Source organism: Acidobacteriota bacterium (assembly GCA_016196065.1).
Lineage (GTDB): Bacteria > Acidobacteriota > Terriglobia > Terriglobales > Acidobacteriaceae > Acidiflorens.
The window spans coordinates 706,827-722,431 of sequence record JACPYL010000010.1 but is presented as its reverse complement, the minus strand read 5'-3'; the positions used below and the strand labels follow the sequence as shown (position 1 = coordinate 722,431).

The 15,605-nt window shown below is 55.3% G+C and carries 16 protein-coding genes; 5 read left to right on the top strand and 11 right to left on the bottom strand.

What is annotated here, in order from left to right:
- Positions 1–15: 15 nt before the first annotated feature.
- The 4 genes from HY010_06430 to HY010_06415 all read right to left on the bottom strand — a co-directional run bounded on the left by HY010_06430 (position 16) and on the right by HY010_06415 (position 3,770).
- Complete coding sequence (locus tag HY010_06430; protein MBI3475349.1) at positions 16–2,313, bottom strand: TonB-dependent receptor; 2,298 nt, start codon at positions 2,311–2,313, stop codon at positions 16–18.
- A 71-nt stretch (positions 2,314–2,384) separates the two neighbouring features.
- A complete protein-coding gene (locus tag HY010_06425; GenBank protein MBI3475348.1) occupies positions 2,385–2,792 on the bottom strand; it encodes a hypothetical protein in 408 nt (135 codons plus the stop codon).
- Between the two features lie 430 nt (positions 2,793–3,222).
- Complete coding sequence (locus tag HY010_06420; protein ID MBI3475347.1) at positions 3,223–3,549, bottom strand: helix-turn-helix transcriptional regulator; 327 nt, start codon at positions 3,547–3,549, stop codon at positions 3,223–3,225.
- Entirely contained in the window at positions 3,528–3,770 is a 243-nt protein-coding gene (locus HY010_06415; protein ID MBI3475346.1) for a helix-turn-helix transcriptional regulator, read from the bottom strand. The genes HY010_06420 and HY010_06415 overlap by 22 nt, the downstream gene beginning before the upstream one ends.
- Before the next feature lie 171 nt (positions 3,771–3,941).
- Here HY010_06415 and HY010_06410 point away from each other — a divergent pair, with 171 nt between their 5' ends.
- A complete protein-coding gene (locus HY010_06410; GenBank protein MBI3475345.1) occupies positions 3,942–4,922 on the top strand; it encodes a hypothetical protein in 981 nt (326 codons plus the stop codon).
- Here the strand turns inward: HY010_06410 and HY010_06405 are convergent.
- Both HY010_06405 and HY010_06400 read right to left on the bottom strand, forming a co-directional pair.
- Positions 4,906–5,490 (bottom strand): ATP-dependent Clp protease proteolytic subunit, encoded by a 585-nt coding sequence (locus HY010_06405; GenBank protein MBI3475344.1) that lies wholly within the window; start codon positions 5,488–5,490, stop codon positions 4,906–4,908. The two genes, HY010_06410 and HY010_06405, sit on opposite strands and share 17 nt — an antisense overlap.
- A 7-nt stretch (positions 5,491–5,497) precedes the next feature.
- Positions 5,498–6,448 (bottom strand): IS1595 family transposase, encoded by a 951-nt coding sequence (locus HY010_06400; GenBank protein MBI3475343.1) that lies wholly within the window; start codon positions 6,446–6,448, stop codon positions 5,498–5,500.
- A gap of 520 nt (positions 6,449–6,968) precedes the next feature.
- Between HY010_06400 and HY010_06395 the strand changes: the two genes are divergently transcribed.
- On the top strand, positions 6,969–8,015 hold the full coding sequence (locus tag HY010_06395; GenBank protein ID MBI3475342.1) for a hypothetical protein: 1,047 nt from the start codon (positions 6,969–6,971) through the stop codon (positions 8,013–8,015).
- 61 nt (positions 8,016–8,076) lie between these two features.
- Here the strand turns inward: HY010_06395 and HY010_06390 are convergent, their stop codons facing one another.
- The 3 genes from HY010_06390 to HY010_06380 form a co-directional block, all read right to left on the bottom strand.
- A complete protein-coding gene (locus HY010_06390; GenBank protein ID MBI3475341.1) occupies positions 8,077–8,535 on the bottom strand; it encodes a hypothetical protein in 459 nt (152 codons plus the stop codon).
- A 106-nt stretch (positions 8,536–8,641) separates the two neighbouring features.
- On the bottom strand, positions 8,642–10,246 hold the full coding sequence (locus tag HY010_06385) for a multicopper oxidase domain-containing protein (GenBank protein ID MBI3475340.1): 1,605 nt from the start codon (positions 10,244–10,246) through the stop codon (positions 8,642–8,644).
- A 42-nt stretch (positions 10,247–10,288) separates the two neighbouring features.
- Positions 10,289–11,437 carry a beta-propeller fold lactonase family protein gene (locus HY010_06380; protein MBI3475339.1) on the bottom strand — a complete coding sequence of 383 codons (1,149 nt, stop codon included), beginning with the start codon at positions 11,435–11,437 and terminating at the stop codon, positions 10,289–10,291.
- 288 nt (positions 11,438–11,725) lie between these two features.
- Between HY010_06380 and HY010_06375 the strand changes: the two genes are divergently transcribed.
- Positions 11,726–12,589, top strand: a complete 864-nt coding sequence (locus HY010_06375) for a ThuA domain-containing protein (GenBank protein MBI3475338.1) — start codon at positions 11,726–11,728, stop codon at positions 12,587–12,589.
- Positions 12,590–12,611: 22 nt separating this feature from the next.
- Here the strand turns inward: HY010_06375 and tsaA are convergent, their stop codons facing one another.
- Positions 12,612–13,022: a tRNA (N6-threonylcarbamoyladenosine(37)-N6)-methyltransferase TrmO gene (tsaA, locus tag HY010_06370; GenBank protein MBI3475337.1), complete on the bottom strand. Its 411-nt coding sequence runs from the start codon at positions 13,020–13,022 to the stop codon at positions 12,612–12,614.
- A gap of 175 nt (positions 13,023–13,197) precedes the next feature.
- Here tsaA and HY010_06365 point away from each other — a divergent pair, with 175 nt between their 5' ends.
- Together HY010_06365 and HY010_06360 are read left to right on the top strand one after the other, a co-directional pair.
- Entirely contained in the window at positions 13,198–14,118 is a 921-nt protein-coding gene (locus tag HY010_06365; GenBank protein ID MBI3475336.1) for a class I SAM-dependent methyltransferase, read from the top strand.
- Positions 14,115–14,648: a hypothetical protein gene (locus HY010_06360; GenBank protein MBI3475335.1), complete on the top strand. Its 534-nt coding sequence runs from the start codon at positions 14,115–14,117 to the stop codon at positions 14,646–14,648. The genes HY010_06365 and HY010_06360 overlap by 4 nt, the downstream gene beginning before the upstream one ends.
- A gap of 160 nt (positions 14,649–14,808) precedes the next feature.
- Here the strand turns inward: HY010_06360 and HY010_06355 are convergent, their stop codons facing one another.
- A complete protein-coding gene (locus HY010_06355; protein MBI3475334.1) occupies positions 14,809–15,570 on the bottom strand; it encodes a DUF3800 domain-containing protein in 762 nt (253 codons plus the stop codon).
- Positions 15,571–15,605 lie beyond the last annotated feature (35 nt).

Here is a 15,605-nt window from a genome sequence, read left to right as displayed (position 1 = left end):
ACAAGAGCGTCCACCCTACATCCTGGCCGGAAAGTTCAAGCGCAGTCCGACGCGGACCAGGATCGGCGGTCCCAGGCTGACAACCGGTGTACGCGCGACCTGGTAGCGCTGGTTCAGAAGGTTTTCGACGGCGCCAAAGACTTCGAGCTTGCGGGTGAGGGCGCGACCTACTTGTAGATCCATCGAGAAGAAACGGTCGAGAGAAAATTGATTCTGATCATCGTCAAATTGCTGGCCGGCGAATCGTCCCTGGAGGCTGAGCATGAGGCGCGATGGATTCCAGTAGCGAGCTTCCCATGTCAACGCGTGGCGTGGAACCTGGGGAACGTCGAGTCCAACCAGATTCACAGCGCCTGCGGGCACTGGGTAACTCACGATGGTTGCGCTGGTATAGGCGTACCCCGCAGAGAATTGGAAGTCCCGAGCCGGTCGCAGCACTCCATCAAATTCCACACCTCGCGATCGCGTTCGGCCCAAATTCTGTTTTTGCCGTTGGATGGGCGAGGAGTTTGGGTCAATCGTCACGTTCGCGATCGGGTTAACGATGTCGCTCCAGAAAAATGTCCCGCGCAGATCAAGCTTGCTCTCGATCGCGGTGACTTTCATTCCCGCCTCCGCCCCGGTCAACCGTTCTGCGTTGAGCAAGGGATTGTTGGAAGTCACCACGTTGCCCACGCGAAACGTCCGGTAAAGTTCGTTTAACGTGGGCGCGCGAAACGCGCGATAAATCGAACTCGTCACGGAGACGTGACTGTTCAACGAGCGCAATAGCGAAAGCCGAGGACTGAACGCGGTCGCGCTGCGGTCGGCATATTGGGTGATCAAGGGTGCACCAGCGGTAGGAATCGTGGTCTGGCTGGCATGAAAGTTGTTCCAGTAGTCCACGCGGCCGGCAAGAATCACGGTCCATTTCTGAATGCGGACAATATCTTCGCCGAAAAATCCTAGCGTGCGCTGCCTGCCTCCGGAGTTGCGATTCTTGTTGGGCCCGGACAAGAGCTGTTCGTCGCTCTCACCCATCACTTCCATCAGATCAGCCCCGCCAATCAAGGTCTGGTTCTTTCCGAGGACATGTGTCCACTGCGCTCCGCCGCCCATGACCTGCTCCGGGACATGCTGGATGTTGGTCAACGATTCGGCACTGCGATCGGGAAGAATAGACGAGAATCGCTGGTTGTATCCGAGAACCAATCCGTAAGAACGGGCAGACAATGAGTCACGCTCGCCAAATGATTTGTCGAGGCCGAGCGCTCCCTCTCCAAGCCGTGTGTCATTGGTCTGAATCTGCGTACCGTTGTGTCGAGATTCGGTGAAGAAGTTGCCGCGTCCGAAAATCCTGCCGTTCGCGCCGAGTTGGTGGCCGATGTTCAGGTCGACGGTGGCGTTCTCGGAATTTGCGGGCGTGTCGACAGCACCGCGCTGGGAACCTGGGACCAGAATGAACCCATCGGTGCGAAACATTTCGCTCGCGAGAGAGACATCCCACTTGCCGATGCGCGATCCCATCCAAAAGGAAAGGTCGGGAGTGTTCTCGTTTCCGCCGGAAAATTCGAAGTTGAAAGCCGGCGTCTTTTCCGGTTGGCGGGTGATGAACTGCACGACTCCGCCGAGCGCGTCGCTGCCGTAGAGATTCGATGCCCCGCCACGAAATACTTCGACGCTGGAAAGCGACGCTCGAGGAATGCGGTCCCAGTAAACCCAACCGCCGAAACCATCCACCATCGAAATGCCATCCCATAAGACGACAGCGCGACTCGCAGCGGTTCCTCCTAATCCGCGTAACGAGACACCCTGATTCGAGGCGTTCGCAGTCCGGCTGCCAGAACGCCGGAAGAGAGAGAATCCCGGCACCTGACGAAGTGCATCGTCCACGCGCAGAGCCGGGGTGGCCGCGAGGTCGGTTGTTGAAAGCATGACCGTACTGCCCGGTGTTTCCGATAGCCGAACCGAAGTGCGCGTGGCGGATACCGTGACCTGTTCGGTTCCAACCTCAGGCTGTAGAACGATGTCGAAGTGAACACCATCATTTGATGATCGTGTCCAAGACTGCCGGACTGGAGTGAATCCTGGCGCCTTGACTTCGAGGGTGCCGGAAAGCATGGGCACATTCTCAAAGGAGAATCGCCCGCGATCATCGGTGCTGGTGGTTACGCGAAATGAACCGCTGACAAGAGTGACGGTGGCATTGGCGATCACGGCGCTACTGGGGTCACGAACAATTCCGTCTACGTGGAGGGTAGTCTGGGAAAGCAGGTGGGAAAAAGCCAGCGATACGAAACATAGAGCCAGGAAAACGTGACTTACTCGACTCATGATTTCTTGAGTCGCCCTGTGCCTGGTCGAAATCGCGCTCGAGATCGTGGAACGCCCATGGCAACAGACTACTATGCGGCGTGCCCTCGCCAGTCGCCGATTTCTCGCAGTCCTTCGCCGACGGCATGTTCGAAGAGCCTGACCTTGTGGCGAGAGTGCTCGAATTCATGGATATCCGCCCACACTTCGGCTTGCCACGAGAACTCGTGGACCGCCGACTCGCCACAACTGGCGCAGCGAGTATGGAACGTCACACCCGATTTGGGCGAGGAGGCCGCGTCAGAGAGTTCAATAAAGACGCAGCGTACCTCTTCAATTTCTTCGTTCGGTCCCAGGATGTGCTCGTAACGAAGCAGGTATCCGAAGCCGAGTTTCCGGGCTTCCGTTTCGGCCTCGGCGCGGGTGTGGAACGGGCCGTATTCGGCACGCAACTGCTCGGTCGAGTCGCACGCCATCCAGAAAGTCTCTTTGAATCCCATACCTACCTCAGTTCCTTTGGGACGATGTACAAGGGTCAAACGGGTCCGACTTCTAGATAGAGCAATTTCATTGCCGATACCTATGACGCTGACGAGTCCCGCTCCAGGTCATGAGAAGGCACACTTTCCGCAGGTAATCTATTGACGATACTAGCCTTAGAGAACTCCGCGGCTACGCCCAAGCAGGGCTCATGCGTCCGACCTCACGATCAGGACAGTGTGAAATAGGTTTCCAATAGGGGAAATTGGAGTGGTTGCGCTAGGAGTCTAGACTCCGTCGAAAGCACAGTAGAGATCAGGGCGATCGACGACCAGACATCCACGAAAGACGGTGATGCGCGGCGCTATCTTCACTACCGGACAAGGAATTTGCCAGCGTAAAGGGCGCCGCGTCACCAAGGGACTTCGTCATGGGTATCCTCATCGAAAACTAGTCTCCGCCCGCGCCGGCGGCTTTACCCACAGCCGATCCTGTTCTTCCCGCTTCGTCATGGTTCCGAAGCTGCCAATCGCTGTGTGCCGGAAGCGGTGCCAGCCCCAACTCCAGATGCCAGCCAGCACCACCATGACTGGCGACATAGAGGGCAAGCTCGAGCCGGGTCCACACGCCCAACTTGTCGAACGCGGTCCGCAAGTAGTTTTTTACCACCTGTTCGCTGGTGGTAAGTGCGCCGGCAATATCCCGGTTGGTTAGACCCTGCCAAACCAGGGTCGCGACTTGGATTTCCTTCGGAGTTAGCCGATCGCGCGGTTGCATGGTTGCACCTGCTCCTTGATGAACATGGCTGTGGCGAGTTTGACCCGTTTCCGGCCGTCCTTAATACCAGCCCGCAGAAACAACGTGCGCAGATGCTGCTTCACGGTCCGTGGGCTGATGCTCAGCTGGCCGGCTATTTCCTTGTTGCTGCAGCCCTGCACCAGCAGCCGCAGTACTTGCTGGTCACGAGGTGTGATCTTGATTTCGTTGAGGTTGATCATGGAATTCTTCGTCCGCTCCTTAGCAAATTAGGTTCTTGGGGTCGCGACCCGCCGGATTTGGATGCAGGTAATTATCCCTTGACAGTAGGTATCGTCTAGGTGTCATATCGGGGTGGAGCGGTCGCCATGTATCCGGGGAGATTCCGGATTGAACGGCGATACTATGACCCTATGCGTGTGCCTGATTATGTCCTCAAATGTGTGGGATTCGTCGGGGAGGAAGGACACCGCGATGCATCGAAGGTTTATGGCGACTTGCACGGCACCGGGTTTTTCGTGTCGGTTGCCTCGCGCGACGACCGATTCATTCATGTCTACTTCGTTACCGCAAAACACATTGCCGAGGAACTGAAGAACGTTCCGGTGTACTTCTTGGTTAACCATGTCATTCGCGGCACGAAAGTGCTTTCCGGCATCGGTGATCGATGGTGGTTGCATCCTACCGATAGCACGGCTGATCTTGCCGTTACTCCAGTGAATATGGATTCGGAAGCGGACTTCATGTCAATCAATGTCCGCGATTTCGTGACTCCGGAGACGACACGAACAGGCGACGTGTGGGTTGGAGATGAAGTGTTCGTCACGGGTTTATTCACCCCGTCTCCGGGAGCGAAGAAAAACATGCCGCTCGTTCGGAACGGCAATTTAGCGATGATTCCGAATGATCAGATCCAAACGAATTTGGGGTACGCAGATGTTTACCTGATCGAGTCTCGCTCCATTGGAGGCCTCAGTGGATCGCCAGCGTTTGTTCGCCCGACAATTAGGACGCACGTTCGGGAGAACGAATATGGCAAAGACGTTGAAATGCTCGGGGGCTCCGCTTCCTTCAAACTACTTGGACTAATGCACGGTCACTGGGAAATAGAGGAATCGGAGATCAACAATCCCCAGATAACTCATGTCGAACAGCGCGGAGTAAACTTGGGAATCGGCATCGTCGTACCAGCGATTAAAATTATCGAGACGCTCAACAGGCCGGAGCTAGAAAAAATGCGGAACGAAAAAGACAATATTTTAATGAAGAAGAATGTTCCAGGAATGGATTCCGCGAAGAAAGCGGAGGAAGAGCGGCCGCAATTCACCAAAGAGGAATTTGAGTCTGCTCTAAAAAAAGCGAGCCGAAAAACTGACATTACCCCAAAACATTAAAGACTTTCGAGTCTATCAATGGGGAGAAGTCTCCGAGTTCTTGAGCAATACCATATTTAATGGCATCATCTGCGGACAGGTTAACGTCACTATGAATAAGTTCAACCAACACTTCCTCGGGCAAGCTCAAGTTGTCATGGAAAATGGCGTCTACTCTAGAATCCTCAAGGATCATTCCTTTTTGGATCACCTTAAGCTTCTCAAAGGTAGCGGGTTGAGTGCCAGTATGGCTGCTTTTGTGAATCATGAAGAGTGCGTTTTTTGCGGTCTTGCGATGCTTGGCTCCAAGGAAGGCGAGCACTCCTGCCGAGGCGACTTGACCGCCATTGTAGAGCGTTACATCAACGGGAAATGTTCGCAGCATGTTGTATAGGAAAATTCCATCGCCTATAAACCCGCCCCATGATTGGAAAAGAATGTGGACGTTCTTGACACCAGCATTAGATGCAAGTGTCAAATTCTGAACAAACTTTTGAGTATTGGGTGCGTTGATGTCTCCACAGAATATTCCGAAAACATGTTCGGGAAATGGCGGATTTGAAGGAGTTCCCATTTCTAGTCCTTTCATCACTCATTCAGAATGGTTCAACCGCAGCAGGCAATTGGCGCACAACAGTATCCCTCTTTTCTACTTGCTGCAAGAAACTGAGGAACATCGGCTGAACGTCAAACCGCCGATTGTATCGGAAGCTGTACTCGTTTAAGTAAGACTGCAGATAGTGACTTCCAACTTGATGGTAAACCCCGGAAATACCTCTCTTAATCAGGCTCCAGAATCCTTCGATGGTATTCGTGTGAGTCGTTCCGGAGACGTAGACGCGAGCGCTGTGATTCACTCTGCGATGCTCATATCCGCGATTCGTGATGTGCGGGAGTCCCTGATAGGAGTTGAGTTCATCCGTAAAGACAACGCTCTTGGGAAGGATGTATTCGCGTGCGATCTCCAACAGTGTGCCGCTCTTAATGTCCGCAGCGGTGAATGCGCGGATGCTTCCCTTGCGCTCGACCATACCGATCGCAATAGTCTTGTTGGCCATCCGGTCGTTCCGCAGTTTCCGGCCAGCCCCCGCCTTCCGATAGCCGCCGAACACGGCTTCGTCCATCTCAACGCCCTTGCCGCCCCCGCCAATAGGACTGTCGTCTTGGAGCATCGTGCGAATCTGCTTGAACATGCGCCACGCTGTTTTGTAAGTGACGCCAGTCTCGCGCTGGATCTGCTTTGCGGAGATTCCGCAACGCGTCTGAGCCATCAAGTAGATCGCATAGAACCAAGTAGTCAGCGGAGTGGGCGACTTGTGGAAGATCGTCCCAGCAGTCGGATGAACGTGATGGCCGCAGTAGTCGCAGGAGTAGGACGGGCGACTCGCAACGCGGTGATGCTTTGTCACTCGCTGGCAGGTATTGCAGTGGATGCCATCCGGGTAGAGATAATTGCGAAGCCACTCAAGGCAGGTAGCGTCATCCGGGAACTGTGCTTGGAAGTGCTTGAGAGTGAAGGGTTTCATCGGCGGTTTGCGGTTGCTCATAGCGCTTTACCTACCTTGATAGCAAAGAGGTTAGCATGACATGTACCTACTGTCAAGGGATAATTACCTGGATGCACGCTATTCGCCAACTCTTCGCTGTCATCGAAACCACCATCGATCCAACAACTTAGATCTTGATCGAGAAAATTGCCTGCCACTTGATCAGAGTTCCCTCATGAGGCGATTCCCATTGTGGAATCCGGAATCGGGAACCAAAGGGGTACGTCCTTGAAGGGCAGGCCTTAGGTGTCAGGTGTCAGGTGGCAGGTGTCAGGTGGCAGGTGTCAGGTGGCAGGTCTCTGGTTTCTGGTTTCTGGTTTCTGGTTTCTGGTTTCTGGAAATCATGGTTCCAGGTAGGTAGTGGAAGACTCCCGCTAAGTAGGCCGATGCCGCCTATCCCCGAACCTAGGTATGGTTTCCTGAGACCTAAGACCTAACACCTGCGACCTTTTTCCTGCGCTTCAACCATGAAAACTGCACTACAATATAGGCAGTTCGGGCTGCTCCCCTTCTGACTCCCATGTCCTATAGCCGGCCCAAGCTGATGCTTGACGAGCAGTCCTTTCAGGACATGCTGGCGGCAGCCTTCACCATTCAGGAACACAATGCCCAGCGCAAGAAGAATGCGCGCCCTCCGGCCCGTGTTTGCAGCCAGTGTGGCGCTCCCGCACTGGACGACTCTCCCTTGTGTGAGCGCTGTGCGAGTGAACCTCGTCAAGGAGAAGAATTACAACGAAAATGGGCATCCCTGTGGTTGATGAGCCAGGAGCAAGGCTTGTTTCAGAAATCCGCTGGCGATCCCGCAGACGAATCACCGGACGGACGGTTACCAAACGTCGAGCCACGTAACCTCGGATCACCGGCCCCTGCATCACCGAACATCGTTTCACAGATCGAATTGCCGGCCTTTCCACCGCGTCACTTCGAAACGCCACGCATCGAATCAGGACTTGTCGACCTGCCGACCGACAAGGAGAGCGAAGCTCCTACACCCGACCTTGTAGAGCTTCGTCGGCATGAAGCTTTCGCCCACCCAGATGCCGAGATAGACCACGCTCCGCTTGAGTTACTGGCCAACGATAGGTCATTTAACTCTGGACTCTCGCAACTTAGGATATTGCCCGACGTAACCGAGTTAGCTGCAGAAGGTGAACTGGCTCCGGAAGAAATCGCCGAGGAATCGCCGGTGATGAAACCATGGAGCCTGCGAGATCTGAATCTGAAACTGCGTTTTCATCGCGCGGATTTTTACCTGGTCGTCGCGATCGCGGTATCGACTTTCGCAATGGTGTGGGTACTCTCGGCGACGCCCGCGCCAGGAGCGCATCAGAAGCCGCGCCTGCGTCCGTGGGAGCGAGCCATGGTCAGTCTCGGACTCGCCGAAGCGCCGGAAGCGCCGCCTAGACGCGGTAATCCCAGCGTTTCGGTGTGGGTCGATCCCAAAACTGCCTTGTACTACTGCGCCGGCGAAGAACTTTACGGCAAAGCGCCCGGCGGCCACGTCGCGACGCAGCGCGATGCGCAGTTAGATCAATTCGAGCCTGCCGGCCGCGCTCCCTGCGAGTGACTGCGGCTCGCGAGATCCACTGTCTGTCTCCGGACTCGCCCCACCCCAAAATCGTTCGCCCTTACTTGAAGGTTGCGTCTTTCGTGCAACTGCGACTCTTGCCGTCTGCCGTAGTTGCGCAGGCGTGCGCAGAGCCGGTATAGGTTCCACCAGAGCATTGCACCGGAGACACATTTTGAAAGCTCGAACTCGTCGGATGTTGCCCCGGCAGCGCTGGATCGTTGGCATTGAAGGTACCCTGCTGCACGCTCCCAATGCCTCCAGTGGTCTTGTTGCAGGAGAATCCGCCCTCGATGTCGAGAGCGCTCAGTCCGCCGCTGTCGTCCGCGGAGGCTGTCAACGCAATCGAGCCATTCCCGTTCACGCGAAAATCGCGGCCGTTTGTGTCTCCGTTGGTTATGTCTGCCCTGTCGATGACGCTGCCCTGTGGATCGCGGGTCTCCACCGTCAAGCGGACCTTTGGAACGTCGCATCCGGTCAGGAAGATCAGGAAAAGAGCTACCAGCGCTGCCTTGAGCATGTTCTCACCTCGTAGAATCTTCGTCGCGAAAGTTACCTACAATCGCAATCTCCGATGCACACTACGATGGTGAAACAAGCGCTCGAAACGTTACGGCGGGTGACAATCAAGGATCGACGCGGATCTTGTGCATCATCCCGAGATCCTCATGCAGGAGGATGTGGCAGTGGAATAGAAACGTGCCGGCAGTAGTCGGATCGCTGAAATTCATCCGGACTTTTACGCTGTGATAAGGACCCTTGCCGTTCCAAAAAGGAACCGTGACGGTGTCCAGCATGTCTCCTTCGGGGACCGGCTTGCCGTCGACTTCGAGAAGTTTGAAGTGGATCTGATGAATATGAAAGGCGTGCGTTTCCAGCGCCCGATTCTCGATCGTCCACTCTTCAATGGCTCCCACATGGGTTGTAATAACCGGCTTCTCATCCGCCTCGAATACTTTCTGTTTCTGTCCGTCTACGGTGATATAGAACTGAATCGGACCATTCGTGCCGCCGAACTGTTCGGAAAAATATACCTTGCGTTGTACGGTCGCGGTTTTGGATGCGAGGTCAGCCCATTTGATAACGGGAGCAGGGGTCGCCGCTTCGGACGAAATGGCACTTGCTTCAGGGGGCTTTTTTGCGGAAGGCTCTTGCGCCTTGGCTTGAGGCTGTCCCCCGCTGTCGGTTTGAATGGAGGCCAGCAACAGCGAAACATCAGGATTACCGGTCAGCCCCGTGTCATAGCCTCCCGTCAGGAATAAACCAGTGCCTCCTGCAGGTGGCCCTTCGATGATGAATTCCGCGCGGCCTGCCGGTGGAAGAAGAATCGTCTTCACTTCGCGCGGGGTCTTCAGCGGATAACCGTCGAGCGCGATGAGCAGGAGCGTTTGCGGCCGATCATGGAACGTGACCTGCAGAGGCATGAAGTTTTGCAAGGTGGTATTCGCGACTCTCCAGAATTGTTTCTCGCGCGGCTTCATTTTGACGACCGGTGGGAGGTGCTCTGGAAACTGCGTCAGCTGATAGTTGACGGTGAGATCGTAGGGGCCGGGAATCCACGGAACGAGGTATTGCTGGCGGATTACGAACACTCGCTCGGTTAGCCCCTTTACCTCCGGGCGAACCTGCTCCATTCCATCGACAATGAGTGCCCCCGCTGCGCCTCCGTTCACTTGAAATTCGGTGAACCCGTGCACATGCGGGTGATACCAATACAGGCCGGGAGGGTTGTCCTTGGGAATCTGAATGTTGAAATCAAATGCAGGCGATCCCGGCTGGATCAGCGTGTTGATCACGTCGTCCTGATGGCAGGTTGGGGGGATAGGCATGCCATGAAAATGGACGTTCGTGGAATTAATCGTCGCCGCGCCGCCATCTCCACATTTATTTCCATCGCTGGAATGATCCATCTTCATCAGCGAGGCATCGTTGTTCTTGATTACGTTGGCAACACTCAGTTGCAGCTGATCGCCTGGTTTGAGCCGTAGAGTCGGCGCTTCCACGATTCCGCTGGGCGTCTGGTACTGGTAGCAGTAGTGCGAGAATCCAGCCTGGTCAACGGAATATCCGAGTGAGAGCGTGGCCTGCAGCACTCCATTCGATGACTGGATCGTGTAGGGATCCTGTACGACGGTGCCCTGTGCGGGCCGATCAGGACATTGCGCCCAAAGTTGCGTGAAGGAGAGTCCCCCGACAAATACTGCCAACCACCACCGGCCTGCAGTGAACATGCTCTTCCTCGATCAGTGTGATGAAAACGTTTCCGCTCGAAGCTAAAAAGACCGCGGAGGAAATCTCCCGATTGAAAGCAGCCCTCCGCTGTAGAAGTCGGGGACGGGAGATCCTTGCGCCTCTGCCAGATGACACCTGCCTCCGCTCACCGTCAGATTGACGGAGGCGATGCTCGACGGGGCGCCAAACTCTGTAACAAAGACTCCGCCTCCATTGCCGGTTGTCTGTTGCAACGCGGCGCCGCCCAGATACGAAAACGCCCTTCCATAGTGTCTGAGGCTTCCCGATGTACATCCGCGCGACAGCTGGCCCGTGGCCTTATCGAAGAATGCAGCGACGACGACGTCCCCCTGCGTACTGATGATGTAGAGGATCGTCTCATCAGGACTGAGAATCAAGTTACTGGAGCTGATGCCCGCATGCGTCCGGTAAACCTTCGTAGGCATCAGCCGGCCTAGCGAGATGTCGGACACTTCCACAACCGTGGCCGTCGACGTGTCTCCGAAGAGCGCAAAGTGTCCGTCTTGCGTGATGTCAATCCCGTTCGGATAAGTCGTGCCATTCGCCGAAGCGGTTGATGTCTGCTTGTCTCCGTTCGGTACGAGGGAACCGGCCGCAGTATTGAAGGACTCGATGGTGCCATCCGCGTACGTGACAATCAGCATGTTGCCGTGGACCGCCATGCCGTCGATGACTCCACCCCGCAGCCCGCCCACGGACACATCATTGACCAGACGCAACGCGCAACCCGCTTGGATCTGAAACGTACCGATGGTGCTCGAGTCGCTAAAGCTGGCATACAGGTAATTGGAATTCGCGGCAAGTCCGATGCCGTTCGATGTGCCTCCATCAGTCGGTGACCCCGTCGCAACTCCCTGGAACATTCCGCTGCCGAATTCCATCCACGCGATGTCACCGGTCAAGGCTTCCGACGCGAAGATGCATTGCTGGGATCCGTTATTCAGAATGGCGAGGCGGTTCATCCCGAAATATCCGCCTTGGATCCCGACGCCCGGCCCGGGAATTCGTTCGGCAAAACTCAAAACGCCCCGCGCTCCGATCGAGTAAAGGGAAATACCGTAGGCGTCGTCGTTGGTCACGAGATAGTCCTGGGCATTTGCTCGACCGGCAACAGCGACCGCAATCCAAAGGCACAGGATGATCTCAATCCAACGGATAGACGAGGACAAGGATGTGGATGTCGATACTGAAGGCCCTTGGATTCTCATACGAGTTCACGACCGCCCGGGGAGGACGATCTCGCAAGTTGACCACGGTCAGCCAGTCAGTTTCAATCGAAAACGGAAATTAAGTCGCTTTAATCCTGCAAGTTGCAACGGATTGCGGTAGTAGATACCCGGGCATGCAAAGATCTGCTGCAATGTGCCCGCAAGCGGCGAGATGGGAAAGTGGCACGTGGCTGCTGGGTAGGAACCGGCCCCGGGTTATACTTCCCCCCGAAAGGTAGCCCACATCCGATGCGCCGAGTTCGAATCGCTCAATACCTCGCTCTCTCTCTTCTAATCCTGCGAACCTTCGCCTTCGCCCAGGACGCGGCCGTGGATCCGTCCATGCCACCTCCGCCGCATGCTCATGAAATCCACCTCAAGCACCTGCTCGTCATCAGTCAGACGAAGGGATGGGAGCACGATTCGATTCCGGATGCGATGGCCGCGATTTACAACATGGGCCACGACAGCGGTCTGTGGGACGCTACGCTGCGCACCGACACTGAACTCCTCACCAAGAAAAACCTGGGCGACAGAAACGCGAAGAACCTGGATTACTTCGATGCCCTGATTTTTGTGAGCACCACCGGTGAACTCGACCTCGACGATAGCCAGAAGAAAGACATCCTGTCGTTTATCAAAGAAGACGGAAAAGGTTTTGTCGGCATCCACGCCGCGCTCGACACGAGCTACAAATGGCCGGAATACTCCGAGATGATTGGCGGATGGTTCGACCAGCATCCGTGGTCTACGTTCATGGCGCCCATCATCAATGAAGACCCGAGCTTCCCTGCGGTCCGGCATTTTCCAAAAATGTTTGTGAAGTATGACGAAATTTATCAGGCCAAGCAGTGGTCGCGCGACAAAGTCAACGTTCTGCTCAGTCTCGATCCGAAGAAATTGAATTTTGACAACCCGCGTGTCCATCGAACCGACCACGATTTCGCCGTTGCCTGGGACAAAATGTACGGCAAAGGCCGCGTCTTCTATTCCAGCCTCGGACACACGCAGGAAGCCTGGACCGATCCCGAAATTCGCAAGATGTACTTCGAAGCCATCAAGTGGGTGCTCGGCATGACGGAAGGGAATGTAAGTTCGCACCCGCGCCCGTAACGGCGAAAATCGAACGCCGCTATCAGTCACCGCGAAGCACCGGCTTGATATCGACCACCGGCGTCCCATCGATCGCTTCGAGTGGGCCGACTCGCAACCGGCTGCCGTCGATCTCCAGAACTTTTACGCGATGCAAGCCCAACGGGTTGGGACGATCAGGTGACCGTGTGGAGAAGACTCCCGTGAGAGGCGTGTTTTTGTCTCCCCTCGGATGCACTTTCAAAACACTTCTCTTCGCCTTGTGAAACCAAGTGATGAGAATCACTTCGTCGCCTAACTCAATTTCTCGGGCGCCTCGCGCCACCTTCGATACGATCTCGATCCATGCGTCGGGTGCTCCTTCACTTCCCTGCCTGGGTGCGTTGTGACGACTCTTGAGCGGGGACTGAACGAAGCCGATCGGCGTGAGCGAATAGTTGATTTTGTCTGGCATAGAACGAACTCCGGCGGACGGACCACATCTCGCCGGAAGTATAACTCGCTCGGGTTAGCGGTTCGCGGTGGGCGGCGCTGGAGAAGTGCGCCACCCGACAAATGTCGAAGAAGCAGAGCAGGTATCGACTTTGACCAGTCCCACGGTGCAGGTTTCGTGATAGGCTGCGCTGAAAATGCGTGCCACTGATCCCGAAGTTTCCGACCTGATCACGCAATTCGATACTGCCTCACTGGCGCGGCTGCCGGTGCGAAAGTCCGAGGTAGTCTCCCGCTTCCTGCAATCGAAAAACAGGCAAGCGGCGCGGGTAGTGGCGGGCCTTCCGGCGCAACACGGTTTCCTCGATCCTCACGCCGTCGATCACCTTCTGATCAAGACGCATTGCGAAATGCAGCGCATGGCCGAGGAGTTTCATCATGGCAGCCGTGTGCGCGAACTCCTGCTTCCCTTGTTGCGCACGCTGCGTCAACATGGTGTCCGGCCGCCTGTGCGGCTGGTCGATATTGGTTGCGGCACCGGGTTCGCCATTCGCTGGCTGGCGGCTCTGGGGAATCTCGGCGATGACGTTGAGTTGGTTGGCGTCGACTTCAATGACGCTCTAATAGCAGAGGCACAGCGGCTGGCCGCACTGGAAAACCTGAAATGCCGGTTCATGAGGGCGAGCGCCTTCAGCAAAGATGTTGGCGGACACGTGTTCTTCACGACAGGAGTCGTGCACCATTTTCGCGGCGAGGCGCTGACGGATTTCTTTCGCAATCATGAACGATCGGGCGTTGCCGCATTTGTGCATTTCGACTTCAAGCCTTCGCCTTTGGCGCGTCCGGGCTCGTGGTTCTTTCACTACGTGAGGATGAGAACCGCGCTGGCCAGACACGATGGCGTACTCTCCGCCTTGCGGGCACACTCGGCAACCACGCTCCTCGAAGCGGCGAAAATTGGCGCTCCATCGTTTCGACTTGCCATGTACGGTGAGCACATCTGGAACACGCCCTTGCCGCGAGTCTTTCACTCCATTGTGGGAGTGCAGAGCGCGATGTTCGACACCTTGCGAAACCAGTTGGGGCGGAGGGCCGCGAGGCTGAGAGAACCCGCATGACGCTGTTCGTCCTGTACCTGCTCGCGACCACCGACTGCGCACTGTGCGCGTACCGCGTTGCTGCCGGCCGGTGTGCCCTGATCGAGAAAGCCAGTTACTACCGCAGCGCGGTACAGCGAGGAATCATTTTCGCGCAGGCGGGATGCGCAATCTCCGGAGCGATTCTGCTGGTGATGTTGCTGGCGACGGCAGAGAAGCAAGTCCTCGTCGATGATTTGATTCATGCGAGCAATCGAATGCTAACCGTGTATGTGCCATACGCCGTGTTGGTGCTGGGAACCCTCACCTTGCGTCTGATTCCCTCCACAGATATTCGGGCCGCGACCAGCGTCATGATCCTTGGTCCGATGACGGCGCTGCGTCCGATCGTGGAAATTGCAGGCGTTCTCTACGGCGTAGTGCCAGCCCGGTTGAGTCAGACTCGCTGGCTAGGCGGAACGACCTTGGTGCTCATGTTCACGGTTCAATGGATGCTGGAATGCCACTACTCGACGCTCGACCAGCAGCCCGCTTCTCCTTCCCCAAGATGAACAGCGTTGCCACTCGAAAGTAGTGGAACGAACTCGCATGACGAATTCGTTTCTTGAGCGACCTTTCCTTGTCCAGCTTGGCTTTGATCTCGCTATGCGAAACCTTGATCAATTTTCGCATTGTCGAATCGAATTTCTCGAATTCATTACCTGGCTTCATCTATCGGTGCTCCACAAACAGGTGTCTATATGTTGTCCAATCCGGTTCGATACTAGAGCAGACTACATACTCCTTGAATATGTCATACAGTTCATCTTTTTCACCTTTTAGATGTCTCAAAATAAAATAATTACACAAGTCTGCAATTTGGATTCCTATGGAATCACGGGAAGAACCAAAATACATTGCGTCATGTATGTTGAACAGTCGATGCGGACCTTCCCAGTATGGCGGTTTAATGCGAGGCCTCAATTCTCTGAAGCTACTTTGAAGTTGCCGCTTAAGCACCCCGTCAGTAGTATCGTCAAAAAGAAATAGTGCCGTTTCGTGCTCATTATTGGTAGTGAGATAGCGCTGTACGCCAAGACTGCACATCCTGAATGCGACATCAAACGGACTGGCGGACCCGAGAACACCATTTACAAAAACGCTCTTTTTAACGGCTGAATAAATACAAGGAATTTTGAACCTTGCGACCTGTTGTAGCAGGGCAGCGATGGCCCCATGGCGAGAGGGTTCGTCGATACCTTCAAATATCCCTTTCCCATGGAATAATTCCCCAGCGTGGAACTCGACAAAATCATCTTTTTTGTCGTCTGGGATAAATCGTTCTATGACGAGTCCTCCTATGGTTTCCATTTCTAGAATTATGGAGTCCTTTATCAGAACGGCCCCTACGAGAACAACGGGAGACTTTCTATCAGACCCAGAATCGTCAAGGTAAGTAAGGAACATAAGTTTTAGGGGGGTTATCAAACGCACCCCCCCATCCCCATCATCCCCCCGAGAACCTGATT